We start from the raw sequence: 23,892 nt of genomic DNA, 5'->3' as shown, positions 1-23,892 counted from the left end.
AAATGGCCAAGAAGAGCATGAAAAACCGTGAGCTGAAGCGTCAGCTGACGGTAGCCAAGTTCGCTAAGAAGCGTGCTGAGCTGAAAGCGACCATCGTCAACGTTAACGCCTCTCCAGAAGAGCGTTTCGCTGCCGTTGTCGCTCTGCAGAAGCAGCCACGCGACGCTAGCGCCTCGCGCCTGCGCAACCGTTGCCGCCTGACCGGTCGTCCTCACGGTGTATACCGTAAGTTCGGCCTGGGCCGTAACATGCTGCGTCAAGCTGCAATGCGCGGCGACGTACCAGGTCTGGTCAAGGCCTCCTGGTAATCGCTGTCGGTGTGATGCCGGCGCAAGGGGAGCAATCTTCCGACCGCCGGTGATCTCGCCAAGAAACAAGCCCCTATATGGGGCTTGTTTCGTTTCTGCCTTGTGTCTAGAATGACCGGCTCACCCGAGCCTGGGTTTTTTACCCAATCCGCTCAGGTGGTTGTCATAGCCGCAAGGCTAATAATTCTTGTATCAGGAGCATCTAGCCCATGAGTATGCAGGACCCGTTAGCGGACATGCTAACTCGCATCCGTAATGCCCAGATGGCTGAAAAGTCCGTCGTAAGCATGCCTTCTTCTACCCTGAAGGTCGCGGTTGCCAAAGTTCTGAAGGACGAAGGTTACATCGCTGGCTACCAGGTAACTGGTGAAGCCAAGCCTTCCCTGTCGATCGAACTGAAGTACTTCGAAGGCCGTCCGGTCATCGAGGAACTGAAGCGCTCCAGCCGTCCAGGCCTGCGCCAGTACAAGGCCGTCACCGATCTGCCGAAAGTACGTGGCGGTCTGGGCGTGTCTATTGTCTCCACCAACAAAGGTGTGATGACTGATCGCGCTGCGCGCGCTGCCGGTGTCGGCGGCGAAGTTCTGTGCACAGTGTTCTAAGGGGGGATAGACATGTCTCGCGTCGCTAAGAACCCCGTTAAGCTGCCGTCCGGTGTCGAAGTCAAATTCGCAGGTCAGCAGCTTTCGGTGAAGGGTGCCAAGGGCACTCTCGAACTGAACGTTCACTCGTCTGTTGAAGTTACCGAAGAGTCTGGTGAGCTGCGTTTCGTTGCTCGCAATGGTGACCAGCAAGCTCGTGCCATGGCCGGTACCACCCGCGCTCTGGTGAACAACATGGTCCAGGGCGTAAGCCAAGGCTTCGAGCGTAAGCTCCAGCTGGTCGGTGTTGGTTACAAGGCACAGGCTAAAGGCACCGTCCTGAACCTGGCCCTGGGCTTCTCGCACCCAGTGGACTACGAACTGCCAGCCGGTATCACCGCTGAAACGCCTAGCCAGACCGACATCCTGATCAAGGGTATCGACAAGCAGCTGGTAGGTCAGGTGGCCGCTGAAATCCGCGACTTCCGTCCGCCAGAGCCTTACAAAGGCAAAGGTGTGCGTTACGCGGACGAAGTAGTCCGTCGTAAAGAAGCCAAGAAGAAGTAGGGCCTAGTAAATGACCGACAAAAAAGTTATTCGACTGCGTCGCGCTCGCAAAGCACGTCTCAAGATGCACGAACTCGAAGTCGTGCGCCTGTGCGTGTTCCGCTCCTCGCAGCACATCTACGCCCAGGTCATTTCGGCCGACGGCAGCAAGGTTCTGGCAAGCGCCTCGACCTTGGACAAAGACCTGCGTGATGGCGCCACTGGCAACATCGACGCGGCCACTAAGGTTGGCAAGCTGGTAGCTGAGCGTGCGAAAGCCGCCGGTGTATCTCAAGTTGCCTTTGACCGTTCCGGCTTCAAGTACCATGGCCGCGTCAAAGCGCTGGCTGATGCTGCTCGTGAAGGCGGGCTGGAGTTCTAAGTTATGGCAAATAACGATCAAAAGCGCGACGAAGGCTACATCGAGAAGCTGGTTCAGGTTAACCGCGTTGCCAAGACCGTAAAAGGCGGCCGTATCTTCACCTTCACCGCGTTGACCGTGGTAGGTGATGGTAAAGGTCGTGTCGGCTTCGGCCGTGGCAAATCGCGCGAAGTACCTGCTGCGATTCAGAAAGCCATGGAAGCTGCTCGCCGCAACATGATCCAGGTTGACCTGAAGGGCACCACCCTGCAGTACGCCACCAAGGCTGCCCACGGCGCCTCGAAGGTTTACATGCAGCCTGCCTCGGAAGGTACCGGTATCATCGCCGGTGGCGCAATGCGTGCTGTCCTGGAAGTTGCTGGCGTTCAGAACGTTCTGGCCAAGTGCTACGGTTCGACCAACCCAGTGAACGTGGTTTACGCCACTTTCAAGGGTCTGAAAGCCATGCAATCTCCTGAATCCATTGCTGCCAAGCGCGGCAAGAGCGTCGAGGAGATCTTCTAATCATGGCAACCGTAAAAGTAACGCTGATCAAGAGCGTCTCGGGCCGTCTGCCTAACCACAAACTGTGTGTTAAGGGCCTGGGTCTGCGTCGCATCGGTCACACTGTAGAAGTCCAGGATACTCCCGAGAATCGCGGGATGATCAACAAGGCTTACTACATGCTGCGCGTCGAGGGTTAATCGATGAAACTCAATGATCTGAGTCCAGCGCCGGGTTCCCGTCGCGAGAAGCATCGTCCGGGTCGTGGTATCGGTAGCGGTCTGGGTAAAACCGGCGGCCGTGGCCACAAAGGTCAGACCTCCCGTTCGGGTGGTTCGATCGCTCCGGGCTTCGAAGGCGGTCAACAGCCGCTGCACCGTCGTCTGCCGAAATTCGGCTTCGTTTCCCTGAAAGCCATGGATCGCGCCGAAGTGCGTCTGTCCGAGCTGGCCAAAGTGGAAGGCGACGTGATCTCCGTGCAATCCTTGAAGGATGCCAACGTGATCAACCAGCACATTCAGCGTGTGAAAATCATGCTGTCTGGCGAAGTTACTCGCGCAGTCACCATCAAGGGCATCGCAGCCACCAAGGGTGCGCGTGCGGCTATCGAAGCAGCTGGCGGCAAATTCGAGGAATAAATGGCTAAGCAAGGTGCTCTCTCTTCGCTCGGTAAGGGCGGGATGTCGGAACTCTGGGCTCGTCTGCGCTTTCTGTTCATGGCGATTATCGTCTATCGGATAGGTGCACATATCCCGGTTCCAGGCATCAATCCGGACCGTCTGGCGGATCTGTTTCGGCAGAATGAGGGGACCATTCTTAGCTTGTTCAACATGTTTTCCGGTGGCGCGCTTGAGCGCATGAGCATCTTTGCACTGGGGATCATGCCGTACATCTCGGCATCGATCATCATGCAGCTGATGACGGCGGTCAGCCCGCAACTGGAGCAGTTGAAGAAGGAAGGTGAAGCTGGCCGTCGCAAGATCAGCCAGTACACCCGCTACGGCACCGTTATCCTGGCACTGGTTCAAGCCATTGGCATGTCCATTGGCCTGGCCAACCAGGGCGTGGCGTTTTCTGTGGGCCTGGGCTTCCATGTCGTTGCCGTCTCCACGTTCGTGGCAGGCGCGATGTTCATGATGTGGCTGGGCGAGCAGATCACCGAGCGCGGTGTGGGCAACGGTATCTCGATGTTGATCTTCGCAGGTATCGTTGCCGGTCTTCCGAGAGCAATCGGGCAGTCTTTCGAGTCTGCACGCACAGGCGATATCAACATTTTCGCCCTGGTCGCTATCGGTTTGCTGGCAGTAGCGATTATCGGTTTTGTGGTGTTCATTGAGCGTGGTCAGCGTCGTATCGCTGTTCACTACGCCAAGCGTCAGCAGGGCCGCAAGGTCTTTGCTGCGCAGACCAGCCACTTGCCGTTGAAGGTGAACATGGCGGGGGTTATCCCGGCCATTTTCGCCAGCAGCATTTTGCTGTTCCCGGCTTCGCTGGGTGCCTGGTTCGGTCAGTCCGAAGGTATGGGCTGGCTGCAGGACATCTCGCAGTCGATCGCTCCTGGTCAGCCGTTGAACATTTTGCTGTTTAGTGCAGGGATCATTTTCTTCTGCTTCTTCTACACAGCGTTGATGTTCAACCCGAAAGACGTAGCGGAAAACCTGAAGAAGTCCGGTGCCTTTATTCCGGGTATCCGTCCTGGTGAGCAGTCTGCGCGCTACATTGATGGCGTTCTGACCCGTTTGACCATGTTCGGTGCTCTTTACATGATGGCCGTCTGCCTTCTGCCCCAGTTCCTGGTGGTGGCAGCAAATGTGCCGTTCTACCTTGGCGGGACCTCGTTGCTGATTGTGGTAGTGGTTGTGATGGACTTCATGTCCCAAGTACAATCGCACCTCGTTTCGCACCAGTACGAATCCCTGATGAAGAAAGCCAACCTGAAAGGCTACGGTGGCAGCGGTCTGCTGCGCTGATACGCCCCTAAGGTTCGAGGAGTCGGTAATGAAAGTTCGTGCATCGGTGAAAAAGCTGTGCCGCAACTGCAAGATCATCCGTCGCGAAGGCGTCGTTCGAGTGATCTGCAGCGCGGAACCGCGTCACAAACAGCGCCAAGGCTGAGTGTGATCTGCGCTTCAAACCCAGCAGCTAGTGTGCTGCTGGGTTGATTATTCGTTTCTACAGCGATATTATCTCGCGCCCTATTTCTTGGCTTCCGGGGCGTAGGTAGCTGTCAATTGGAGTCCCACTGAATGGCCCGTATTGCAGGCGTCAACATTCCAGATAACAAGCATACTGTTATCTCGCTGACCTACATCTATGGTGTCGGTCGCACAACTGCACAGAAGATCTGTGCAGACGCTGGTGTAAACCCAGCCGCTAAGATCAAGGATCTGAGCGACGAGCAAATCGAAACCCTGCGTGGCGAAGTTGCGAAGTTCACCACCGAAGGTGACCTGCGTCGTGACATCAACATGAAGATCAAGCGCTTGATGGACCTGGGTTGCTACCGCGGCCTGCGTCATCGTAAAGGTCTGCCGGTTCGCGGTCAGCGCACCAAGACCAACGCACGCACCCGTAAGGGCCCGCGTAAGCCGATCCGCAAGTAACCGCCCAGGAATATAGACATGGCAAAACCTGCTGCTCGTCCTCGTAAGAAAGTCAAAAAGACAGTGGTTGATGGCATCGCCCACATCCACGCTTCTTTCAACAACACCATCGTGACCATCACCGACCGTCAGGGCAATGCTTTGTCCTGGGCGACCTCCGGTGGTTCGGGTTTCCGTGGTTCGCGCAAATCCACCCCGTTCGCAGCCCAGATTGCTGCTGAACGTGCTGGTCAAGCTGCGCTGGAATACGGCCTGAAGAACCTCGACGTAAACGTCAAGGGTCCAGGTCCGGGTCGTGAATCCGCCGTTCGTGCACTGAACAGCTGCGGCTACAAGATCGCCAGCATCACCGACGTGACGCCAATCCCGCATAACGGGTGCCGTCCGCCGAAGAAGCGTCGCGTGTAATCAGGAGACAGAAGAATGGCACGTTACATTGGTCCAAAATGCAAACTGTCTCGTCGTGAAGGCACCGATCTGTTCCTGAAGAGCGGCGTTCGCGCTCTGGAATCGAAGTGCAACATCGAAGCAGCCCCAGGTATCCACGGCCAGCGCCGTGGCCGTCAGTCCGACTACGGTACCCAGCTGCGCGAGAAACAAAAAGTTCGTCGTATCTACGGTGTTCTGGAGCGTCAGTTCCGCGGTTACTACCAAGCTGCTGCCTCGAAAAAAGGCGCAACCGGTGAGAACCTGCTGCAACTGCTCGAGTGCCGTCTGGATAACGTCGTCTACCGTATGGGCTTCGGTTCGACTCGTTCCGAATCCCGTCAGCTGGTTTCGCACAAAGCGATCAGCGTTAACGGTAAGACTGTAAACATTCCATCCTACCAAGTTCGTCCGGGTGACGTGGTCGCGGTCCGCGAGAAGTCGCTGGCCCAGCTGCGCATTGTTCAAGCCCTTGAACTCTGCGCCCAGCGTGGCCGCGTTGAGTGGGTTGACGTGGATGCTGCTAAAAAGTCGGGCGTTTTCAAGAACGTTCCTGCTCGCAGCGACCTGTCTGCCGACATCAACGAAAACCTGATTGTCGAGCTCTACTCCAAGTAAGGGCTAGAAAATAGGTGCATCCATGCAGATTTCGGTAAATGAGTTCCTGACTCCCCGCCACATTGATGTGCAGGTAGTCAGTCCGACCCGCGCCAAGATTACGCTCGAGCCTCTCGAGCGTGGTTTCGGCCATACCCTGGGCAACGCGCTGCGCCGCATCCTGTTGTCCTCCATGCCTGGCTGTGCAGTAGTCGAGGCCGAGATCGATGGCGTACTCCACGAGTACTCCGCGATCGAAGGTGTACAGGAAGACGTAATTGAAATCCTGTTGAACCTGAAAGGCCTGGCTATCAAACTGCACGGTCGTGACGAAGTTACGCTGACCTTGTCGAAAAAGGGTTCGGGGGTGGTTACCGCTGCCGATATTCAGCTGGATCACGATGTCGAGATCGTCAACCCCGATCACGTAATCGCGAACCTGGCGTCGAACGGCGCCCTGAACATGAAGCTCACTGTAGCTCGTGGTCGCGGTTACGAGCCGGCCGACTCCCGTCAAACCGACGAAGACGAAAGCCGTAGCATTGGCCGTCTGCAGTTGGACGCTTCGTTCAGCCCGGTGCGTCGTATCGCCTATGTGGTCGAAAACGCCCGTGTTGAACAGCGTACCAACCTGGACAAGCTGGTCATTGATCTGGAAACCAACGGCACCCTGGATCCTGAAGAGGCTATCCGCCGCGCTGCGACCATCCTGCAACAGCAGCTGGCCGCGTTCGTCGACCTCAAAGGTGACAGTGAGCCTGTCGTAGTCGAGCAGGAAGACGAGATCGATCCGATCCTGCTGCGTCCGGTTGACGACCTGGAACTGACTGTACGTTCGGCCAACTGCCTCAAGGCGGAGAACATCTACTACATCGGCGACCTGATTCAGCGTACCGAAGTAGAGCTGTTGAAGACTCCTAACCTGGGCAAGAAGTCCCTGACTGAAATCAAGGACGTCCTGGCCTCTCGTGGTCTGTCTCTCGGCATGCGCCTCGACAACTGGCCGCCTGCAAGTCTTAAGAAAGACGACAAGGCGACCGCCTGATCGTCGTAATCACCGAACGTTGTGTTTGGTAAGGAATGAATCATGCGTCATCGTAAAAGTGGACGTCACCTGAGCCGTACCAGCTCTCACCGCAAGGCTATGTTCCAGAACATGGCAGTGTCGTTGATCGAGCACGAGCTGATCAAAACCACCCTGCCGAAAGCCAAGGAACTGCGCCGCGTTGCCGAGCCGCTGATCACCCTGGCCAAGGAAGACAGCGTTGCTAACCGCCGTCTGGCCTTCGACCGTACCCGTTCGAAGTCCGCTGTTGGCAAACTGTTCAACGACCTGGGCAAGCGTTACGCCACCCGTCAGGGCGGCTACCTGCGCATCCTGAAGTGCGGTTTCCGCGCTGGCGACAACGCGCCTATGGCGTACGTCGAGCTGGTTGATCGTCCGGTCGGCGGTGCTGTAGAAGCTGCTGAGTAAGACGTTCTGTCTGCTACAAAGAACCGGGCCTAGTGCCCGGTTTTTTGTGTCTGTTTGTATTGTTAATTTCTATTGATACAAGTCATGTAATGAATTTGTCCCTGTAACCTTGCTCGTCGATACTCTCTCCAAGCCGATTAGCCGGCGCTTGAAGACCGATAAGGAGAGCCCATGAGCAAGATTCTTACCACCGCCAGCGGTGCACCCGTAGCCGACAACCAGAACTCCCGTTCCGCCGGCCCGCGTGGCCCATTGTTGCTCGACGACTTCCACCTGATCGAGAAGCTCGCCCATTTCAACCGCGAGAACATTCCTGAGCGCCGTGTGCACGCCAAAGGCTCGGGCGCCTACGGCACCTTTACCGTCAATCGCGACATCACCCGCTACACCTGCGCCAAGCTGTTTGAGCAGGTCGGCAAGCAAACAGAAACCTTCCTGCGCTTCTCCACTGTCGGTGGCGAACGTGGCTCTGCAGACACCGAACGCGACCCTCGTGGCTTTGCCGTCAAGTTCTACACCGAAGAAGGCAACTGGGACATTGTGGGTAATAACACGCCAGTGTTCTTTATTCGCGATCCGCTGAAATTCCCCGACTTTATCCACACCCAGAAGCGCCATCCGCAGTCCAACCTGAAGAACGCCCAGATGATGTGGGATTTTTGGTCACACTCGCCCGAGGCGCTGCACCAGGTCACCATCCTGTTCTCGGACCGTGGTATTCCGGACGGCTATCGGCATATGCACGGCTTCGGCAGCCACACGTACAGTTTGATCAACGCCAAGGGCGAGCGTACCTGGGTCAAATGGCATTTCAAGACCCAGCAAGGCATCAAGAACCTCGCGCCGGCAGATGCTGCACGCCTGGCGGGTACTGACCCGGACTACGCCCAGCGCGACCTGTTCGAAGCCATTGAACGTGGCGACTACCCGCGTTGGACCGTATGCATTCAGGTGATGAGCGAAGCCGAGGCTGCCAGCCGAGACGAGAACCCCTTCGACGTCACCAAGACCTGGTCGCAGAAGGATTATCCGTTGATAGAGGTGGGCGTGCTGGAGCTCAACCGTAACCCGCTCAACTACTTCGCCGAAGTCGAGCAGGCGGCGTTCGGGCCGAGCAACATGGTGCCAGGGGTTGGCCTGTCGCCGGACCGCATGCTGCAGGGCCGTGTATTCGCCTACGCAGACGCGCACCGCTACCGTGTGGGCACCAACCACCAGCACTTGCCTGTGAATGCGCCACGCTGCGCAGTCAACAGCTACCAGCGCGATGGCTCCATGGCCACGGGCAGCTATGGGAGTGCCCCTAACTACGAGCCCAACAGCTACGCTGAGGCGCCGAAGCAGTCACCACGCCATGCCGAGCCACCCCTGGCTCTGAACGGTTCGGCAGACCGTTACGATCACCGTGAGGACACCGACTACTTCAGCCATGCCGGCGCGCTGTTCCGCCTGATGAGCGAAGGGCAGAAGGCGTTGCTGATCAGCAACATCGCCGGGACCATGGCAGGTGTCAGCGAAGACGTGATCCAGCGCCAGTTGCAGTACTTCTTCAAGGCTGACCCGGCCTATGGCGAAGGCATTGCCAAGGCGTTGGGCATCAACCTGGCCTGACTCTAAGTGATAAGCAGAACCGCCCTCATTTGGGCGGTTTTTCAATGAATATCACTACTGTTTAACCGATTTTTTGCGTCGGATTGCGCCTTTTTCAGTGACCGCAGGCAAAAGCTGGTTCACACTATGTGGCATAGACGTTTTCACATGGAGAACCATGGCGATGCAAGGCCACCCAGACGTAATCAACTACCTCGTCACGCTGCTGAAGGGCGAACTGGCGGCACGCGACCAGTATTTCATCCATTCGCGCATGTACGAAGACTGGGGCCTTTCCAAGCTCTACGAGCGCATCAATCACGAGATGGAAGAAGAGACGCAGCACGCCGATGCCCTGATGCGTCGCATCCTCATGCTCGAAGGCACCCCTGACATGCGCGCGGACGACCTGGAAGTCGGCAGCACCGTGCCGGAAATGATCGAGGCTGACCTCAAACTTGAATACAAGGTGCGTGGCGCCCTGTGTAAAGGCATTGAGCTGTGCGAGCTGCACAAGGACTACGTCAGCCGTGACATTCTTCGAGCGCAGTTGGCTGACACCGAGGAAGATCACACCTACTGGCTGGAAAAGCAGCAAGGGCTGATCAAGGCCATTGGTCTGGAGAACTACCTGCAATCGCAGATGTAATTAATCCACAGTTTCAACAAAAAAAGCCCCTGGCACCGACGGTACCAGGGGCTTTTCATTGCATCGGAAACATTCAGGCCCGATCACGTGCCAGCAGCGGCTTCAGGTAATGCCCGGTATACGACTGTTTCATCTCACACAGCTCTTCGGGTGTACCGCAGGCAATGATCTGGCCTCCTTTGGAACCACCCTCAGGCCCCAGGTCCACCAGCCAGTCGGCGGTCTTGATCACATCCAGGTTGTGCTCGATCACCACCACAGTGTTGCCGTGGTCGCGCAGGCGATGCAGTACGTCCAGCAACTGCTGGATATCAGCAAAGTGCAGGCCTGTGGTAGGTTCGTCGAGGATGTACAGGGTCTTGCCGGTATCGCGCTTGGACAGCTCGCGTGACAACTTCACCCGCTGCGCTTCACCGCCAGACAGCGTGGTGGCCGACTGGCCCAGTTTGATGTACGACAGGCCCACATCCATCAACGTTTGCAGCTTGCGCGCCAGCGCGGGTACTGCGTCGAAGAACTCGCGGGCATCCTCGATGGTCATTTCCAGCACCTCGTGGATGTTCTTGCCCTTGTACTTGATCTCCAGGGTTTCGCGGTTGTAGCGCTTGCTCTTGCACACGTCGCATGGCACGTAGATGTCCGGCAGGAAGTGCATCTCTACCTTGATCAGGCCGTCGCCCTGGCAAGCCTCGCAGCGGCCGCCCTTGACGTTGAACGAGAAGCGCCCCGGCCCGTAGCCGCGTGAGCGCGATTCCGGCACGCCGGAGAAAAGCTCGCGGATCGGCGTGAAGATGCCGGTGTAGGTCGCCGGGTTCGAGCGCGGGGTGCGGCCGATCGGGCTCTGGTCGATATCCACCACCTTGTCCAGGTGCTGCAAGCCGTCCATGCTGCCGTGCGGGGCCGCTTCCAGGGTGCTTGCACCATTGAGGGCAGTGGCTGCCAGCGGGAACAGGGTGTTGTTGATCAGCGTCGACTTGCCCGAGCCGGATACCCCGGTCACACAGGTCAGCAGGCCGATCGGGATTTCCAGATCGACGTTCTGCAGATTGTTGCCGCGCGCGCCCTTGAGCTTGAGCTGCAGTTTTTTGTTGCGGGGCGTGCGCTTGCCGGGTACGACGATCTTCTTGCGGCCGGACAGGTATTTACCGGTCAATGAGTCGGGGTGGTCCATGACCTGCTGCGGCGTGCCTTCGGCGACGATCTGCCCACCGTGCACACCGGCCCCAGGGCCAATGTCGACCACGTAGTCGGCCAGGCGAATGGCGTCCTCGTCATGCTCCACCACGATCACTGTATTACCCAGGTCTCGCAGATGGTTTAGGGTAGCCAACAGGCGGTCGTTATCGCGCTGATGGAGGCCGATAGACGGTTCATCGAGGATGTACATCACCCCGACCAGGCCGGCGCCGATCTGGCTGGCCAGGCGGATACGCTGCGCTTCGCCCCCGGAGAGGGTATCGGCGCTGCGGTCGAGGGTCAGGTAGTCGAGGCCGACGTTGACCAGGAACTGCAGGCGTTCGCAGATTTCCTTGAGAATCTTCGAAGCAATCTCACCGCGGCGCCCGGTCAGGGTCAGTTCGCCAAAGTAGCTACTGGCCTCACCGATGGGCAGGTTGGTCACTGCCGGCAGGGTTTTTTCGCCTACCCAGACATGGCGTGCCTCACGGCGCAGGCGGGTGCCCCGGCAATCCGGGCAAGGCTGGGTGCCGAGGAATTTGGCCAGTTCCTCGCGCACGGTGGCCGACTCGGTCTCGCGGTAGCGGCGCTCCAGGTTCGGCACGATGCCTTCGAACGGGTGCGAGCGCTTGACGATATCGCCACGGTCGTTGAGGTACTTGAAGTCGACAGTCTGTTTGCCACTGCCTTGCAGGATGACCTTCTGGTGTTCGGCCGACAGCTCGCCGAACGGTTCCTCCAGGCTGAAGCCGTAGTGCGCGGCCAGCGAACCCAGCATCTGGAAGTAGTACACGTTGCGCCGGTCCCAGCCGCGTATGGCGCCTTCGGCCAAGGTGAGTTCGGCATTGACCAGGCGCTTAGTGTCGAAGAACTGCTTGACCCCCAGGCCATCACAGGTCGGGCAGGCGCCAGCCGGGTTGTTGAAGGAGAACAGTTTCGGTTCCAGCTCACTGATGGCATGTCCGCAGACCGGGCAGGCGAAGCGGGCGGAGAAAATCATCTCTTCACCTTGCTCGTCGTCCATTGGCGCCACCAGGGCGATGCCGTCGGCCAGTTTGAGTGCGGTCTCGAACGATTCGGCCAGGCGCTGCTGCAGGTCGGCACGGACTTTGAAGCGGTCCACTACCACATCGATGCTGTGCTTCTTCTGCTTGTCCAGCTTGGGCAGTTCATCAAGTTCGTAGAGCTTGCCGTTTACCCGGGCCCGCACAAAGCCCTGGGCGCGCAGTTCGTCGAACACCGCCAGATGCTCACCTTTGCGCTCGCGCACGACCGGTGCCAGCAGCATCAGCTTGGTGCCTTCCGGGCGCTCCAGCACCAGGTCGACCATCTGGCTGATCGTTTGCGCCTCCAGCGGAATATCGTGATCTGGGCAACGTGGCGTGCCGACGCGGGCATATAGCAGGCGCAGGTAGTCGTAGATTTCGGTGATGGTGCCAACCGTGGAGCGAGGGTTGTGCGAGGTCGACTTCTGCTCGATGGAAATGGCCGGCGACAGGCCTTCGATGGTGTCGACGTCTGGCTTTTCCATCATCGACAGGAACTGCCGGGCATAGGCCGACAACGATTCCACGTAGCGGCGCTGGCCTTCGGCGTACAGGGTGTCGAACGCCAGGGACGACTTGCCGGAACCGGACAGGCCGGTGATCACGATCAGCTTGTCCCGGGGCAGGGTCAGGTCGATGTTCTTCAGGTTGTGGGTACGTGCCCCACGAATCAGGATCTTGTCCACTGCGGCCTCGCTCGGCGGGCATAAACAAAGAAGTATACGGCGCCCTGCCAGTACGCGGCAAAGCGTCGCGTAGATGCCGTCAAGCTGTCGGACTGATAGAATCGCCGCCGGTTCACATGAGGTTAATCCATGCACGACACCCACAACGAGCGCATGAGTGGCGGCGAAACCCGCGCCGCTGGCGGCCTTGCCCTGGTCTTTGCCTTTCGTATGCTGGGCATGTTCATGGTCTTGCCGGTACTGGCCACCTACGGCATGGACCTGGCCGGCGCCACGCCAGCGCTGATCGGCCTGGCCATCGGTGCCTATGGCTTGACCCAGGCGGTACTGCAGATCCCGTTCGGCATGATTTCCGACCGCATCGGCCGTCGGCCGGTGATTTACCTGGGGCTGGTGATCTTTGCCCTGGGCAGCGTGCTGGCGGCACAGGCCGACTCCATCTGGGGGGTGATCGCCGGGCGTATCCTGCAGGGCGCCGGGGCGATTTCTGCCGCAGTCATGGCGCTGCTGTCCGACCTCACCCGCGAGCAACACCGGACCAAGGCCATGGCCATGATCGGCATGAGCATCGGCCTGTCGTTCGCTGTCGCCATGGTCGTCGGCCCATTGCTGACAAGTGCCTTCGGTTTGTCAGGATTGTTCCTGGCCACGGCCGGGCTTGCCTTGGTCGGCATCCTGCTGGTCGCTTTTGTCGTGCCCAACACGCACAGCATTTTGCAGCACCGTGAGTCGGGTGTGGCACGCCAGGCCATCGGCCCGACCCTGCGCCATCCGGACCTTCTGCGCCTGGACCTGGGCATCTTCGTGCTGCACGCCATCCTCATGGCCAGCTTCGTCGCATTGCCCCTGGCCTTCGTCGAGCGCGGGGGGCTGCCCAAGGAGGAGCACTGGTGGGTATACCTGACCGCGCTGTTCATCTCATTTTTTGCAATGGTCCCGTTCATCATCTACGGCGAAAAAAAGCGCAAGATGAAACGCGTGTTGGCTGGCGCGGTCAGTGTCCTGCTGCTGACAGAGATATACTTCTGGGAGTGGGCTGACGGTTTGCGCGGACTGGTGATTGGCACCGTGGTATTCTTTACCGCATTCAACCTGCTGGAGGCTTCGCTGCCTTCGCTGGTCAGCAAGGTGTCGCCTGCCGGTGGCAAGGGGACGGCAATGGGGGTTTATTCCACCAGCCAGTTCCTCGGCGCTGCCTTGGGAGGAATCCTCGGTGGCTGGTTATTCCAGCACGGCGGGCTGAACATGGTGTTCCTCGGTTGCGCGGTACTGTGTGCCATCTGGCTGGTCGTCGCGTTGCGCATGAACGAGCCGCCCTATGTGACCAGCCTGCGCATGCCGCTGACGCCAGAGGCAGTCCGGGAAGCCGGCCTGACCGAGCGCCTGATGGCCGTGCCGGGTGTAACCGACGCCGTTGTGGTGGAAGACGAAGCCGCCATCTATATCAAACTGGATACGAAAATTTTGGACCGTACGACCCTTGAGCGCCTGGTTAACCCGGCCTCTTCGGCGTGCGAAGCCTAGGAGAACGTTATGGCCCGTGGGGTTAACAAAGTCATTCTGGTCGGCACCTGTGGCCAGGATCCCGAAGTCCGCTACCTGCCCAACGGTAACGCCGTGACCAACCTGAGCCTGGCCACCAGCGAGCAGTGGACCGACAAGCAGTCGGGCCAGAAGGTCGAGCGTACCGAATGGCACCGTGTGTCGCTGTTCGGCAAGGTTGCCGAAATCGCCGGCGAGTACCTGCGCAAAGGTTCGCAGTGCTACATCGAAGGCAAGCTGCAGACCCGCGAGTGGGAAAAAGACGGCATCAAGCGCTACACCACCGAGATCATCGTCGACATCAACGGCACCATGCAGCTGCTTGGCGGCCGTCCACAGGGTCAGCAGCAGGGCGGCGACCCGTACAACCAGGGTGGCGGCAACTACAACCAGGGTGGCCAGCCCCAGCAATACAACCAGGCACCGCCTCGCCAACAGGCTCAGCGCCCGCAACAGGCCCCGCAGCGCCCGGCGCCGCAACAGCCCGCGCCTCAGCCGGCTGCGGACTTTGACAGCTTTGATGACGATATTCCGTTCTGAAGTGTAGGTTCTTCAGAACCGTAAACATTAGAAGCGAAGCCATTGATTTGGCTTCGCTTTTTTATTGTCTACAGATTTCTGCGGGGTAAGGGCTGCACTCAATAGCGTCAAGAAAGTTCGGACACTCCAAGTGTGCCCGAACTCAAAGATGTCATGCGCTTTTGTACAGAGAGAACTAAATAATTCCTGCTTTGAATTGACGCCAACTCCTGCAGAACAAAGGCAACTGACAGAGTTTATTAAGGCACATTGTGGCAGCGGCTCGCCTACCGTAGCTCAATCCGAGGCCAACCGAATGGTAGATTTCTTCTGCTGCGCTTGATGGGTCTTCCCTAGCCAAACGCACAAGCCGAGCCAGGCGACAGAGAGGGGAACTGCAATCAAGGGAATCTGGCCGAGCGTCAAGCCCAGTCCGGCTAGACCGGTGTAGCCCCAACTCGCGACCTGATCCCCTCCCCGATAAACAACCGTGTCGATGAAATTCTTCGCCTTGTAACGATCCTGCCGATCACTTGAGGTGAACAGGATCTCACGAGCTGGCCGGGCAAGCGCAAAATTAGCTACACGGCGGGCGACCTGGGCGACCACAACGACGATGACGCTTGAGCTCGCAGCGAGCGCCACAAACCCCATCAAGCTCACCAGAGGCAGCACGCAGAGTGTTGCCACGATTCCAAACCTCTGGATGAATCGCCCCGTCAGAAACACCTGGAGGAACAGGGTGATGACATTGACCACCAGGTCGATATTGGCAAAAAAGGCGATTCTTGCCTTGTTGTCAGGAAAACTTGCTTGGGCGATGTTTGCTTGCTGGAAGTAGAGGAAGGTCGAGGTCACTGAGTACAGCAGGATAAAAAGCGCTAGCCCACCCAGATAAGGCGACCGAAGGGTGTGGACCATACCTGACAATATCCCGCCCCCTATTGGCTGCTCAGGTTTCTTTTGAAGGTCTTCAGGCTGCAACGTCGGTGCGATGCGTGTCAGCCGGCGAGAAGCGAGTACGGCAAGCTCCAAAAAAACGGTGGCAATGGCCATCAACCAGATACGATCGAGATGCGCCACCAGGCTGGTGGTGATCGCCGAGCCAAGAATCCCTCCGATGGTAGCGCCAGCGGCAAGCAGTCCGAACAAGCGCTTACTTTGTTGACTGTCGAAAAGGTCGACCATCAAGGACCAAAACACCGACACTACGAAAAGGTTGAATACTGATACCCAGATGAAAAACGTCCGGCCAATCCAGATCTGCCACTCCGAAGGGGCGAATTGCAGCAGCCCCGCGAACATCACCAGGTTGGCCCCAAAGAAACGATAAGACAGGGCGATGAATTGCCGCCTAGTCAAGCTGCGGACCGCAAGTGCAAAAAGCGGGGTTGCTACCAACATCGCAAGCAATGTCCCAGCGAATAGCCAGGACAGATTATCGATGCCGCTGGCCACCCCCAATTCATCCCGGATCGGCCGCAGAACGTAATACGCCAGGAACAATGTGATGACGTACAGCATGGCCCAGAGCACGGCGGAGGCTTCCTCTGGACGAACGTCGGCCAAGCGACGCCAAGAAGTAGATGGCCGCCAGCGCATTACTCCCCCTTAGCCTGAGTCGCTATCTGATCGTGAGGATGACTCTCCCACCATGTGGTGAACGATTGCTGCCGACCGTCCAGGAAGACTGATCGGCCAATTTGAGGCGTCCAAAGCGCGTAGGCCCGGCCTCGGCTCGCAGCGGTTATACGTCTGAATGGATCATCCCAATCATGTGGGGAAAGGGAGAATTTCCCGACGTGGGTCGGCATCAACACTCTCGTATTCAGATCTTCTGCAGCTTGAGCGGCCTGCTCGGGGTTCATGTGAACGTTTGCCCAGCGAGGGTCGTACTGTCCCATGTCCAAGGCAACCCAATCGAAGGGGCCAAAGCGCTTGCCGATCTCACTGAAGTGGCCGCCATAACCCGTATCACCGCTAAAAAAGAGTCGGCGGTTGGACGACGTGATTACGAAGCTCACCCACAGCGATCGGTCACGATCAAAAGTGCGACCAGAAAAATGACGCGCTGGCGCTACGTCGATCTTGAGGGTAGGCGCCACCTCTACAGTCTTGTTCCAGTCTGATTCACGCACCAGGCTTGGGTCATAACGCGACGCCTGAAAGTGTGCGCCCACGCCCAGTCCTACTACTACCTGACGAACCTTGCTTTTAAGCGCTTGGATCGATGGATAGTCCAAGTGATCGTAGTGGTCATGGCTGATCAGCAGTACATCGATCTCAGGCATGTCTTCAGCGGTGTAGATGGAGGTGCCGGCGAACGCCATGTTTGCCAATGGCACAGGCGCCGCGTTCTCACTAAAAACGGGATCGATCAGGATGCGCTGGCCATCGAGCTGGACTAAGTACGAGGAATGCCCCAGCCACACGACAACGTCGTCATTAGGGTTAATTGCTTTCAAATCTGTCTTGATCGACGGGATGCTGCCTACTGGTCGGGGCTGGCCTTTCTCACCAAACAGGGTCTGCGCCCACATGGAGAGTTCAGACTGCTCGGTAGTTTTAATGGAGGTTGGGACTTGGTTTAGGAACTGGCCGTTCGCGTAGTTTGGGGAACGCTCAATACGTGCAAGCCGGTCTCCGTCGGGAAGACTTCCAAACATTGGCTGCCGCATGTAGATGATGACACTGACCGCCATCAGAACGCCGACGACGGCTAAGCTCGCAAGAACGCGAAGAGTTTTCCCTTTCATGGTGACAGCACCCAGGTAGATAGATGTGATTAGCCCAGCAATCTGCCGTACGCGTCGGATCGACGAGCACGGCAAATCGGGAATTCACAACGCAGGCTTAGCGTTTAGCGATAAGCGGCAGGCCTGTCTCCATCAGTGTTTGGTTGGCTAACCCCTAGATTTTGATTTGCAAACCGGGCTGGATTCGAAACGATGTCCGCGACCAGTCGCGCAAGGCTTGCCCGGGAGGTTTCCGTCCCCTTGAAGGTCTCGCCTTTTTGGGTCAGCTCGTAAACGTCGGTAGTGCTGTTGGTGAGCCAAACAGGTCGCAGAACGGTATACGTCAGACCTGAACGTTCGGTTTCCTCAGCCACCTTCAAGTTGATCTCGCGGTCGTCACCTACTCGACGCTTGTCCCAACTGTTGAATGGCTCAGGCAGCTCGTCATAGATTCCTCCTGCGCTGGTCACGATAAAGTGACGCGCACCTACTGCTTTCATGGCCTGCAGGATATTGTCTGTCTTTTGCGCAAGATCACTACCGCCCATAGTGCTGATAACGATTTCTTGACCACTGATAGCTCGGGTCAGATCAGTCAAATTTGAGGCATCACCTTCGACGACGGCCGCTCGGTCACTTTGCATGTCCTGCATCCGACTTGCACGCCGTAGGAACAAAGTCAGCTTCACATCCTTCTGGGCCAGTAACCGCGGGATGATTTCTTTTGACGTATGTCCATTCGCGCCAATCAGAATGACGTTTTTCATGTTCAAGGCATCCTGGGAAGAGTCAATCTTGTGGGGTTCTTCAAGTGAGCCGGTTCCTGCATGAGAGAGCGTCGCCCCGAGAGCAAGAATCGACGCTGCGAAGTATTGGAGGAGTGTGTTGGTTCTCATATCTGAGCCTCATGCTGAGCGAGATACTTGCGATCGCGATGTGAGGAAGGTGAGGAATGCCGCGACCAAAAGAACGGTCGCGCTCGCGATAAACGTGCTTCGGTATCCGCTCGTGTCGAACAGCACACCGCCCACCGTTGACCCCAGTGCGATGCACAATTGAACGACAGCTACCATCAGGCCACCGCCGGCCTCAGCGTTATCTGGCATGGCTTGGGCTACCCAGCTCCACCATCCAACTGGAGCAGCAGTGGCCATCAAGCCCCACAGCCCCAAGAGCACGGCTACAGGAACGACCCAGGCGCCCATGGGGATTAGCGTGAGAGCGATCACGGCCATCAAAATCGAGATGATGATGAGGGTCCGGTAGAGTCCCCTTTTGAGGAAAGTACCTATCAAGGCGGTGCCGATGAAACCCGCCACCCCGATGACCAGCAGAACGAGCGACAACGTGGTGATACCGACATGTGTCACGGTTTCAAGGAAGGGCCGCACGTAGGTGAACAAAGCAAACTGGCCCATGAAGAACGCACCACTGGCAGCCATGCCCAATGCCACAGGCCGCTTTCTGAGCAGTCTGAAAACGTTGCTGGAGGCGGCGCTATCTGGGGCAGCTCTCATGGAGGGCAAGCTAAACCATTGCCAAGCCAGAACCAGAATGGCGATGGGTACCAAAGCAAGGAAGGCGCCGCGCCACCCGACCATGGCGCCTAAATAGCTTCCCAGAGGGGCGGCAATGACCGTAGCCAGAGCGTTACCGCTGTTGAAGATCGCAAGCGCTTTAGGCACCTGCTCGCTGGGTACCAGCCTCATTGCAGTCGCTGCGGACATCGACCAGAAGCCCCCGATTACAACGCCAATAAGCGCGCGGCCGACCATATAGGCCAAGTAATTCGGAGCCAATGCGACAACTGCGCCTGAAACGCCCATCAACGCTGTGAAGCCCAGCAACATTGCCTTTCGATCCATACTGCCGGCGATCCAGGTGATCGACAGGCTTGTGAGAACCGCGAAGGCGCCCGAAATTGCGATACCTTGGCCCGCCATCCCTTCGGTGATATGGAGGTCGGCAGCAATGGGTGTGAGCAGACTCACCGGCATGAATTCGGATGCGATGAGCGCAAAAACGCAGAGAGTCATTGCGAATACACCGCTCCAGTAGGAGCGCGGTTCACCGTCATTTTTTGAAAGCGCAGAGCCTAACGTGGCGCTACTCGTTTGATTTGTCATGGATTACTCACTGTGTGTACCAACGGGCTGACGCAACTGACCGCGCCCATTCACAGAATGGGCGTCCTTGTCATTGGCACTAGGCGTGTTTCAGCTCGTCAGGGGCTCGTGTTCAAGCCAGATGCTGCTGGAAGAATGCTGTCAACTTGTCGAAGGGGATCTTGTCCATGCGGTCATACAGATCCACGTGATCCGCATTGGGCACAATCAACAGCTCTTTAGGGTTCGAGGCCGCCTTGAAGACGTCCTCGGAGTAGTAGCGCGAGTGAGCGTTCTCGCCAGCGACCAGTAAAATTGGCCGTGGAGAGATCATTTCGATGTTCGCGTACATTGGGAAGTTGAAGAACGACACAGGAGTGGTTGCAGTCCACGCCGTCGTCGAGTTAACCCCTCTTGGGTGAAAGCCACGCGGAGTACGGTAGTAATCGAAGAATATCGCTAAAACCGGATTCGGATCCTTCGGCAGCGTTTCTGGCAATACGCGCTGGCCCTTCACAATGTTGCCGTTCTCATCAAACGGTACTTCGTGGTACCCCAATGCAGGCTTACCAAGCTCTGCATCAGCCCAACGCTGCTGGCTCAGGTATTCGACCACCTTGTGGCGTTGCTCTGTGGTGTAACTGTCTTTGTAGCTTCGGCTCATGCTACGGGACATGTCGTACATCGATGCAGTGGCGACCGCCTTGATTCGGGAGTCGCTTGTGGCTGCAGTCAGCGCCATCCCGCTGTAACCACAAATGCCAATGACGCCAATGCGGTTCCGGTCGACGTAGGGCAGCAGTCCCAAGAAGTCGATAGCAGCGCTGAAGTCTTCGGTGTTGATATCTGGGGATGCGATGTTTCGGGTTTCGCCACTGCTTTCGCCTGTAAACGACGGGTCGAAAGCGACTGTGACAAAGCCACGCTCAGCCATCACCTGAGCGTACAGACCGGAGGCTTGTTCTTTGACAGCTCCGAAGGGGCCGCTGACTGCTAACGCTGGTAGTTGCGTGCCTGCCGTGTTCTTCGGGCGGTACAGATCGGCCGCCAAAGTAATGCCGTAGCGGTTTTTGAAAGTCACCTTCTTGTGGTCGACTTTGTCGCTCTTGGGAAAGGTTTTGTCCCACTTGCTGTCGAGCTGCACGCCGCTTGCGGCAAAGGCGCCATCAGGAAGCGCTGCACCAACGGTAATTGCCGCAATTCCGGTGCTGGTCATCCTCAACATTGTGCGACGCCCAACGCCAGACTTTGCTGCGTCCGGGTGATCTAAAGTGGTTTGAGAAGACTCGCTCATCAGGATCTCCATTGATTTCAACGGCTCTCGGAATTGGGAGCCAGGGAATGCTCAACGGTGCATAGCGAGCTGGGCGGCCTGCTCAATGCCAGGACACGAGCGCGACCCTTAGCAGTCCGTATGCCATCCGTTGATGATGGCTACAATGGTCTGCTCCAATCAGTCATCTGACTAGCTACTTAATGCTTACAGATCCTATAAGCACGGCTTATCAATCATCTGTGAGATACTTGCGGCATGGCCAAACGAAATTTCAATGATCTGCTTTCATTCGTCACCGTCGCACGCGAGAAGAACTTCACGCGTGCAGCTGCTCTCCTAGGCGTGACCCAGTCGGCCCTAAGCCAAACCGTGAGTGGCTTAGAGGCGCGCTTGCAGATTCGGCTGCTGACACGTACTACCCGCAGCGTCTCGCTGACCGTTGCGGGTGAGCGCCTGCTGAATGCCATTGGGCATCGATTTGATGAGATTGAAGCCGAGCTAGACGAGCTGACGGCCTTGCGAGACAAGCCTGCGGGCACGGTCAAGATCACAAGCGGTGATCACATCTTACGCACGACCTTGCTGCCCAAGCTCACGCCTTTTTTGCTTGAGCACCCTGACATAAACATCGAGTTTGATGTGAGCTACGGCCTTCGGGACATCGTCAACGATCGCTTCGACGCAGGTGTTCGTATGGGCGACACGATCGATAAGGATATGATCGCAGTGCCCATTGGCCCGCAGCTACGTATGGCCGTTGTTGCCTCTCCAGCGTACTTCGCGGAGCACCCGAAGCCAAAAACACCCAAAGACCTTATCCAGCACAGATGCATCAACCAGCGGATGCAGAGCTCAGGTGGGCTCTACGTCTGGGATTTTCAGAAAAGGGGGCGACAGGTGAATGTCCGTGTGGATGGGCAGCTCACGTTCAATACCTCGCCTAATATCGTCGACGCTGCCGTTGCAGGATTAGGTATCGCCTGGCTTCCAGAAGAGGAATTCTCACCTCACCTGGAGGATGGAAAACTGCTGCGTGTGCTAGAAGACTGGTGCCCTCTATTTCCAGGTTACTACCTCTACTATCCCAGCCGTCGCCAACCCTCCCCAGCCTTCACCCTGGTGGTACAAGCTTTGCGGTACCAATTCTGAATTGTCGAGGCCGCATTATTGCCCGAGCAAATGTTGTCCAGGCTTTGCTAGAGAGAATCGATCCCAGCTCCGATTGGAAGGTACGGTTCAAGCAGTTAATGTCGACTCTGCCTACGGCAGGCCTCGCGAAAGCTGGCCGAACCACGGCCGAGCTTGGCCTAGTTGCAGATTGGGAGATCAGCCCGTTCTGGTCCCGACTTAGGTGTACGACCGGCTGGATGAAAAGTGTAAACAACAGTGCTTCAAATCCTGGCTTTGTTTACGTTTTTTGGGCATATGTTACGTGCCTCATTCCCAAAGCGTTGGCTCACAAGGAAAAATCTGATTTGTTGACGATTTTTTGTGAATACAACCGTTCTGACACGACCGGTAACGCGTCCGCTACATCGAAAACCCAGGGCATTTCCCTGGGTTTTTTTATGCGCGCCCCCTCCGATACTGAGGGAGCGCCGCGCCCCGCCGCGTAGCCAAGCTGCATGTTGAGGACTCGGCGTTGCGCCACTGATGCCAATGCCGCCGGCGTGTCAGCGGATTCGTGAGCACCCTTCACCCTCGCTCATTGCTAGTAGAAAAGCCGTGGTTCGGATGAATCCAGCAAGCTGGCGAGTTTGGTCAAGGCAAAGCTGAGTTCGGCACGGCTTGGCGTCATCAGGGCGATACGCACGCCACTGCTGGCGGGTGTGCGCTCAGGCAGAAACTGGCTGCCGCTGACCACGGTGACGCCATTGTTGCGCGCCAGGTTGGCGAATTCATCGCTGGTCCATGGTTCAGGGAGTTCCAGCCAGATATGGAAACTGTTGGGCTGGCTGCGAATCTTGTACCTGCCCAGGATTTCCTGTGCCATGAGCTGCCGTGCGGCGGCTTCTTCCTGCTGCTCCCGCACCAGCTGATCGGCCATACCGCTGTTGATCAGGTTGCTGGCCAACTGGGCCATCAGCGGGGAGGGCATCCAGACGCTGCTGCGCACCATGGACGACAACCGTGAAAGCGTTTGTGGCGGCGCGTAGAGGTAGCCGATACGCAGGGCCGGCAGCACGCTTTTGGACAGGCTGGTCAGGTACACCGAGCGCTCAGGTGCATAGGCGGCCAAGGGTTTGTAGTCAGGCGCCGGTTCGAGGAAACCGTAGATATCGTCATCCACGATGAACAGGTCGAACTCGCGGGCAATCTGCGCGATAGCCTCGCGGCGCGCGTGCGGCATTACCGAATTGGTCGGGTTCTGATGAGTGGTCACACATACCAGCAGCGACGGCCGGTGCTCCTGGCAGGCGGCCCGCAAGGCCTCCGGAATAAGGCCGTGCTCGTCCATGGCTACCCCGCGCAAACGGCGGCCCATGCTGTGGGCAAGGGAGATGATGCCGGGGTAGCAGAGCGACTCGCAGAGGATCACATCATCGCTTTTCGACAAGCTGCTGATGGCCACCAGCAGCCCATGTTGAGCGCCGGAGGTCAGCACCACCTGTTGCGCGCGAGCGTCGGGCAGCCAGCGCTGAACCCAGCTGGCGCCAGCCTGCTTGTGCGTCGCATGGCCACCGTCAGTAACGTAGTCGAGCACTTGGTCAAGGTCGGGGGATGAGGCCAGCTCGGTAATTGCTCTGCGCAGCCAGTCGGCCATGTGCGCGTCGTTGGGCTTGATGATCGAAAGGTCAATCTGGCCGCTTTCATGTTTGGGCGGTGCTGGCCGCAAAGATGCGGTGGGGGCAGGGGCACGCGCCGGCCGTTGCTGCAGGACGAAAGTCCCCCGACCAACCTCGCCAACCACCAAACCCCTTTTGGCGGCCTCGTCATAGGCGCGTCCGATAGTGCCAGGCGTCACCTGTAATGACTCGGCGAGATCCTTGAGTGTTGGCAGGCGGTCGCCTGGCGCCAGACGGCCATTGCCAATGTCCTGTTCAAGAGCATCGGCAATCATCAGGTAGACCGGCTGCGCCAGGTCGCTGTAGTGAGGAACCCACATGGAAATGGCACCAGAATCTGCAAGAACGCGGAAGCCTAGCACGAAAGCTCTTATCGGGGTAA

General features: G+C 57.7%; 26 protein-coding genes. 19 read left to right on the top strand and 7 right to left on the bottom strand.

All coding sequences use genetic code 11. The annotated features are described in order from the left end of the window. The first annotated feature begins 2 nt into the window (after window positions 1-2). The 16 genes from rpsN (at window position 3) to bfr (ending at window position 9,639) form a co-directional block, all read left to right on the top strand. On the top strand, window positions 3-308 hold the full coding sequence (gene rpsN, locus ACK1VC_RS24420; protein WP_009681970.1) for a 30S ribosomal protein S14: 306 nt from the start codon (window positions 3-5) through the stop codon (window positions 306-308). Between the two features lie 209 nt (window positions 309-517). Further along, entirely contained in the window at window positions 518-910 is a 393-nt protein-coding gene (rpsH, locus tag ACK1VC_RS24415; protein ID WP_003255471.1) for a 30S ribosomal protein S8, read from the top strand. Window positions 911-922: 12 nt separating this feature from the next. Beyond that, the gene (rplF, locus tag ACK1VC_RS24410; protein WP_003255469.1) at window positions 923-1,456 is read left to right on the top strand and encodes a 50S ribosomal protein L6; all 534 of its coding nucleotides are present in this window, start codon (window positions 923-925) and stop codon (window positions 1,454-1,456) included. Window positions 1,457-1,466: 10 nt separating this feature from the next. Further along, the gene (gene rplR, locus ACK1VC_RS24405; protein WP_003255467.1) at window positions 1,467-1,817 is read left to right on the top strand and encodes a 50S ribosomal protein L18; all 351 of its coding nucleotides are present in this window, start codon (window positions 1,467-1,469) and stop codon (window positions 1,815-1,817) included. Window positions 1,818-1,820: 3 nt separating this feature from the next. Continuing rightward, window positions 1,821-2,321, top strand: a complete 501-nt coding sequence (gene rpsE / locus ACK1VC_RS24400; protein WP_003255465.1) for a 30S ribosomal protein S5 — start codon at window positions 1,821-1,823, stop codon at window positions 2,319-2,321. A 2-nt stretch (window positions 2,322-2,323) separates the two neighbouring features. Continuing rightward, window positions 2,324-2,500: a 50S ribosomal protein L30 gene (gene rpmD, locus ACK1VC_RS24395; RefSeq protein ID WP_016393393.1), complete on the top strand. Its 177-nt coding sequence runs from the start codon at window positions 2,324-2,326 to the stop codon at window positions 2,498-2,500. A 3-nt stretch (window positions 2,501-2,503) separates the two neighbouring features. Then, on the top strand, window positions 2,504-2,938 hold the full coding sequence (gene rplO, locus ACK1VC_RS24390; protein WP_003255461.1) for a 50S ribosomal protein L15: 435 nt from the start codon (window positions 2,504-2,506) through the stop codon (window positions 2,936-2,938). After that, window positions 2,939-4,270, top strand: a complete 1,332-nt coding sequence (gene secY, locus ACK1VC_RS24385) for a preprotein translocase subunit SecY (protein WP_003257108.1) — start codon at window positions 2,939-2,941, stop codon at window positions 4,268-4,270. It abuts the gene before it with no gap. 28 nt (window positions 4,271-4,298) lie between these two features. Beyond that, a complete protein-coding gene (gene rpmJ, locus ACK1VC_RS24380; protein WP_002555468.1) occupies window positions 4,299-4,415 on the top strand; it encodes a 50S ribosomal protein L36 in 117 nt (38 codons plus the stop codon). Window positions 4,416-4,546: 131 nt separating this feature from the next. After that, on the top strand, window positions 4,547-4,903 hold the full coding sequence (gene rpsM / locus ACK1VC_RS24375) for a 30S ribosomal protein S13 (protein WP_003255457.1): 357 nt from the start codon (window positions 4,547-4,549) through the stop codon (window positions 4,901-4,903). A gap of 18 nt (window positions 4,904-4,921) precedes the next feature. Continuing rightward, window positions 4,922-5,311 (top strand): 30S ribosomal protein S11, encoded by a 390-nt coding sequence (rpsK, locus tag ACK1VC_RS24370; RefSeq protein WP_003255454.1) that lies wholly within the window; start codon window positions 4,922-4,924, stop codon window positions 5,309-5,311. 15 nt (window positions 5,312-5,326) lie between these two features. Next, a complete protein-coding gene (gene rpsD / locus ACK1VC_RS24365; RefSeq protein ID WP_012270238.1) occupies window positions 5,327-5,947 on the top strand; it encodes a 30S ribosomal protein S4 in 621 nt (206 codons plus the stop codon). Between the two features lie 22 nt (window positions 5,948-5,969). Further along, window positions 5,970-6,971, top strand: a complete 1,002-nt coding sequence (locus ACK1VC_RS24360; RefSeq protein WP_003255452.1) for a DNA-directed RNA polymerase subunit alpha — start codon at window positions 5,970-5,972, stop codon at window positions 6,969-6,971. Window positions 6,972-7,013: 42 nt separating this feature from the next. After that, a complete protein-coding gene (gene rplQ / locus ACK1VC_RS24355) occupies window positions 7,014-7,400 on the top strand; it encodes a 50S ribosomal protein L17 (RefSeq protein WP_003255451.1) in 387 nt (128 codons plus the stop codon). 171 nt (window positions 7,401-7,571) lie between these two features. Next, the gene (locus ACK1VC_RS24350) at window positions 7,572-9,011 is read left to right on the top strand and encodes a catalase (RefSeq protein ID WP_145913432.1); all 1,440 of its coding nucleotides are present in this window, start codon (window positions 7,572-7,574) and stop codon (window positions 9,009-9,011) included. A gap of 163 nt (window positions 9,012-9,174) precedes the next feature. Then, the gene (gene bfr / locus ACK1VC_RS24345) at window positions 9,175-9,639 is read left to right on the top strand and encodes a bacterioferritin (protein ID WP_003255449.1); all 465 of its coding nucleotides are present in this window, start codon (window positions 9,175-9,177) and stop codon (window positions 9,637-9,639) included. A gap of 73 nt (window positions 9,640-9,712) precedes the next feature. Here bfr and uvrA read toward each other — a convergent pair whose 3' ends face one another. Next, the gene (gene uvrA, locus ACK1VC_RS24340; RefSeq protein ID WP_023048326.1) at window positions 9,713-12,547 is read right to left on the bottom strand and encodes an excinuclease ABC subunit UvrA; all 2,835 of its coding nucleotides are present in this window, start codon (window positions 12,545-12,547) and stop codon (window positions 9,713-9,715) included. 129 nt (window positions 12,548-12,676) lie between these two features. Here uvrA and ACK1VC_RS24335 point away from each other — a divergent pair, with 129 nt between their 5' ends. Then, on the top strand, window positions 12,677-14,071 hold the full coding sequence (locus ACK1VC_RS24335; protein WP_016484655.1) for an MFS transporter: 1,395 nt from the start codon (window positions 12,677-12,679) through the stop codon (window positions 14,069-14,071). A gap of 9 nt (window positions 14,072-14,080) precedes the next feature. After that, window positions 14,081-14,629: a single-stranded DNA-binding protein gene (locus ACK1VC_RS24330; RefSeq protein ID WP_016484656.1), complete on the top strand. Its 549-nt coding sequence runs from the start codon at window positions 14,081-14,083 to the stop codon at window positions 14,627-14,629. Between the two features lie 276 nt (window positions 14,630-14,905). On the opposite strand, the gene ACK1VC_RS24325 is transcribed toward ACK1VC_RS24330, so the two are convergent. The 5 genes from ACK1VC_RS24325 to ACK1VC_RS24305 form a co-directional block, all read right to left on the bottom strand. Beyond that, on the bottom strand, window positions 14,906-16,132 hold the full coding sequence (locus ACK1VC_RS24325) for an NTP/NDP exchange transporter (RefSeq protein WP_224372426.1): 1,227 nt from the start codon (window positions 16,130-16,132) through the stop codon (window positions 14,906-14,908). A gap of 77 nt (window positions 16,133-16,209) precedes the next feature. Beyond that, complete coding sequence (locus ACK1VC_RS24320; protein WP_191087211.1) at window positions 16,210-17,364, bottom strand: MBL fold metallo-hydrolase; 1,155 nt, start codon at window positions 17,362-17,364, stop codon at window positions 16,210-16,212. A gap of 104 nt (window positions 17,365-17,468) precedes the next feature. Then, on the bottom strand, window positions 17,469-18,110 hold the full coding sequence (locus tag ACK1VC_RS24315) for an NAD(P)H-binding protein (RefSeq protein WP_191087212.1): 642 nt from the start codon (window positions 18,108-18,110) through the stop codon (window positions 17,469-17,471). A gap of 138 nt (window positions 18,111-18,248) precedes the next feature. Continuing rightward, window positions 18,249-19,469: an MFS transporter gene (locus ACK1VC_RS24310; protein ID WP_191087213.1), complete on the bottom strand. Its 1,221-nt coding sequence runs from the start codon at window positions 19,467-19,469 to the stop codon at window positions 18,249-18,251. 112 nt (window positions 19,470-19,581) lie between these two features. Then, window positions 19,582-20,742 carry an alpha/beta hydrolase gene (locus tag ACK1VC_RS24305; RefSeq protein WP_224372430.1) on the bottom strand — a complete coding sequence of 387 codons (1,161 nt, stop codon included), beginning with the start codon at window positions 20,740-20,742 and terminating at the stop codon, window positions 19,582-19,584. Between the two features lie 237 nt (window positions 20,743-20,979). On the opposite strand from ACK1VC_RS24305, the gene ACK1VC_RS24300 reads away from it, so the two are divergent. After that, window positions 20,980-21,873 (top strand): LysR family transcriptional regulator, encoded by an 894-nt coding sequence (locus tag ACK1VC_RS24300; protein ID WP_191087214.1) that lies wholly within the window; start codon window positions 20,980-20,982, stop codon window positions 21,871-21,873. A 562-nt stretch (window positions 21,874-22,435) separates the two neighbouring features. Here the strand turns inward: ACK1VC_RS24300 and ACK1VC_RS24295 are convergent. Then, window positions 22,436-23,830, bottom strand: a complete 1,395-nt coding sequence (locus tag ACK1VC_RS24295) for an aminotransferase-like domain-containing protein (protein WP_191087215.1) — start codon at window positions 23,828-23,830, stop codon at window positions 22,436-22,438. Between the last annotated feature and the right edge of the window lie 62 nt (window positions 23,831-23,892).

This window comes from Pseudomonas sp. XP2 (genome assembly GCF_053557975.1).
This window is presented reverse-complemented; position numbering and strand designations above follow the sequence as displayed.

Bases quoted from the DNA above. Each gene is read 5' to 3' on its own strand.
- rpsN (WP_009681970.1), top strand. From the start codon at position 3: ATGGCCAAGAAGAGCATGAAAAACCGTGAGCTGAAGCGTCAGCTGACG.
- rpsH (WP_003255471.1), top strand. From the start codon at position 518: ATGAGTATGCAGGACCCGTTAGCGGACATGCTAACTCGCATCCGTAAT.
- rplF (WP_003255469.1), top strand. From the start codon at position 923: ATGTCTCGCGTCGCTAAGAACCCCGTTAAGCTGCCGTCCGGTGTCGAA.
- rplR (WP_003255467.1), top strand. From the start codon at position 1,467: ATGACCGACAAAAAAGTTATTCGACTGCGTCGCGCTCGCAAAGCACGT.
- rpsE (WP_003255465.1), top strand. From the start codon at position 1,821: ATGGCAAATAACGATCAAAAGCGCGACGAAGGCTACATCGAGAAGCTG.
- rpmD (WP_016393393.1), top strand. From the start codon at position 2,324: ATGGCAACCGTAAAAGTAACGCTGATCAAGAGCGTCTCGGGCCGTCTG.
- rplO (WP_003255461.1), top strand. From the start codon at position 2,504: ATGAAACTCAATGATCTGAGTCCAGCGCCGGGTTCCCGTCGCGAGAAG.
- secY (WP_003257108.1), top strand. From the start codon at position 2,939: ATGGCTAAGCAAGGTGCTCTCTCTTCGCTCGGTAAGGGCGGGATGTCG.
- rpmJ (WP_002555468.1), top strand. From the start codon at position 4,299: ATGAAAGTTCGTGCATCGGTGAAAAAGCTGTGCCGCAACTGCAAGATC.
- rpsM (WP_003255457.1), top strand. From the start codon at position 4,547: ATGGCCCGTATTGCAGGCGTCAACATTCCAGATAACAAGCATACTGTT.
- rpsK (WP_003255454.1), top strand. From the start codon at position 4,922: ATGGCAAAACCTGCTGCTCGTCCTCGTAAGAAAGTCAAAAAGACAGTG.
- rpsD (WP_012270238.1), top strand. From the start codon at position 5,327: ATGGCACGTTACATTGGTCCAAAATGCAAACTGTCTCGTCGTGAAGGC.
- ACK1VC_RS24360 (WP_003255452.1), top strand. From the start codon at position 5,970: ATGCAGATTTCGGTAAATGAGTTCCTGACTCCCCGCCACATTGATGTG.
- rplQ (WP_003255451.1), top strand. From the start codon at position 7,014: ATGCGTCATCGTAAAAGTGGACGTCACCTGAGCCGTACCAGCTCTCAC.
- ACK1VC_RS24350 (WP_145913432.1), top strand. From the start codon at position 7,572: ATGAGCAAGATTCTTACCACCGCCAGCGGTGCACCCGTAGCCGACAAC.
- bfr (WP_003255449.1), top strand. From the start codon at position 9,175: ATGCAAGGCCACCCAGACGTAATCAACTACCTCGTCACGCTGCTGAAG.
- ACK1VC_RS24335 (WP_016484655.1), top strand. From the start codon at position 12,677: ATGCACGACACCCACAACGAGCGCATGAGTGGCGGCGAAACCCGCGCC.
- ACK1VC_RS24330 (WP_016484656.1), top strand. From the start codon at position 14,081: ATGGCCCGTGGGGTTAACAAAGTCATTCTGGTCGGCACCTGTGGCCAG.
- ACK1VC_RS24325 (WP_224372426.1), bottom strand. From the start codon at position 16,132: ATGCTGTACGTCATCACATTGTTCCTGGCGTATTACGTTCTGCGGCCG.
- ACK1VC_RS24320 (WP_191087211.1), bottom strand. From the start codon at position 17,364: ATGAAAGGGAAAACTCTTCGCGTTCTTGCGAGCTTAGCCGTCGTCGGC.
- ACK1VC_RS24315 (WP_191087212.1), bottom strand. From the start codon at position 18,110: ATGAAAAACGTCATTCTGATTGGCGCGAATGGACATACGTCAAAAGAA.
- ACK1VC_RS24310 (WP_191087213.1), bottom strand. From the start codon at position 19,469: ATGACAAATCAAACGAGTAGCGCCACGTTAGGCTCTGCGCTTTCAAAA.
- ACK1VC_RS24305 (WP_224372430.1), bottom strand. From the start codon at position 20,742: ATGAGCGAGTCTTCTCAAACCACTTTAGATCACCCGGACGCAGCAAAG.
- ACK1VC_RS24300 (WP_191087214.1), top strand. From the start codon at position 20,980: ATGGCCAAACGAAATTTCAATGATCTGCTTTCATTCGTCACCGTCGCA.
- ACK1VC_RS24295 (WP_191087215.1), bottom strand. From the start codon at position 23,830: ATGTGGGTTCCTCACTACAGCGACCTGGCGCAGCCGGTCTACCTGATG.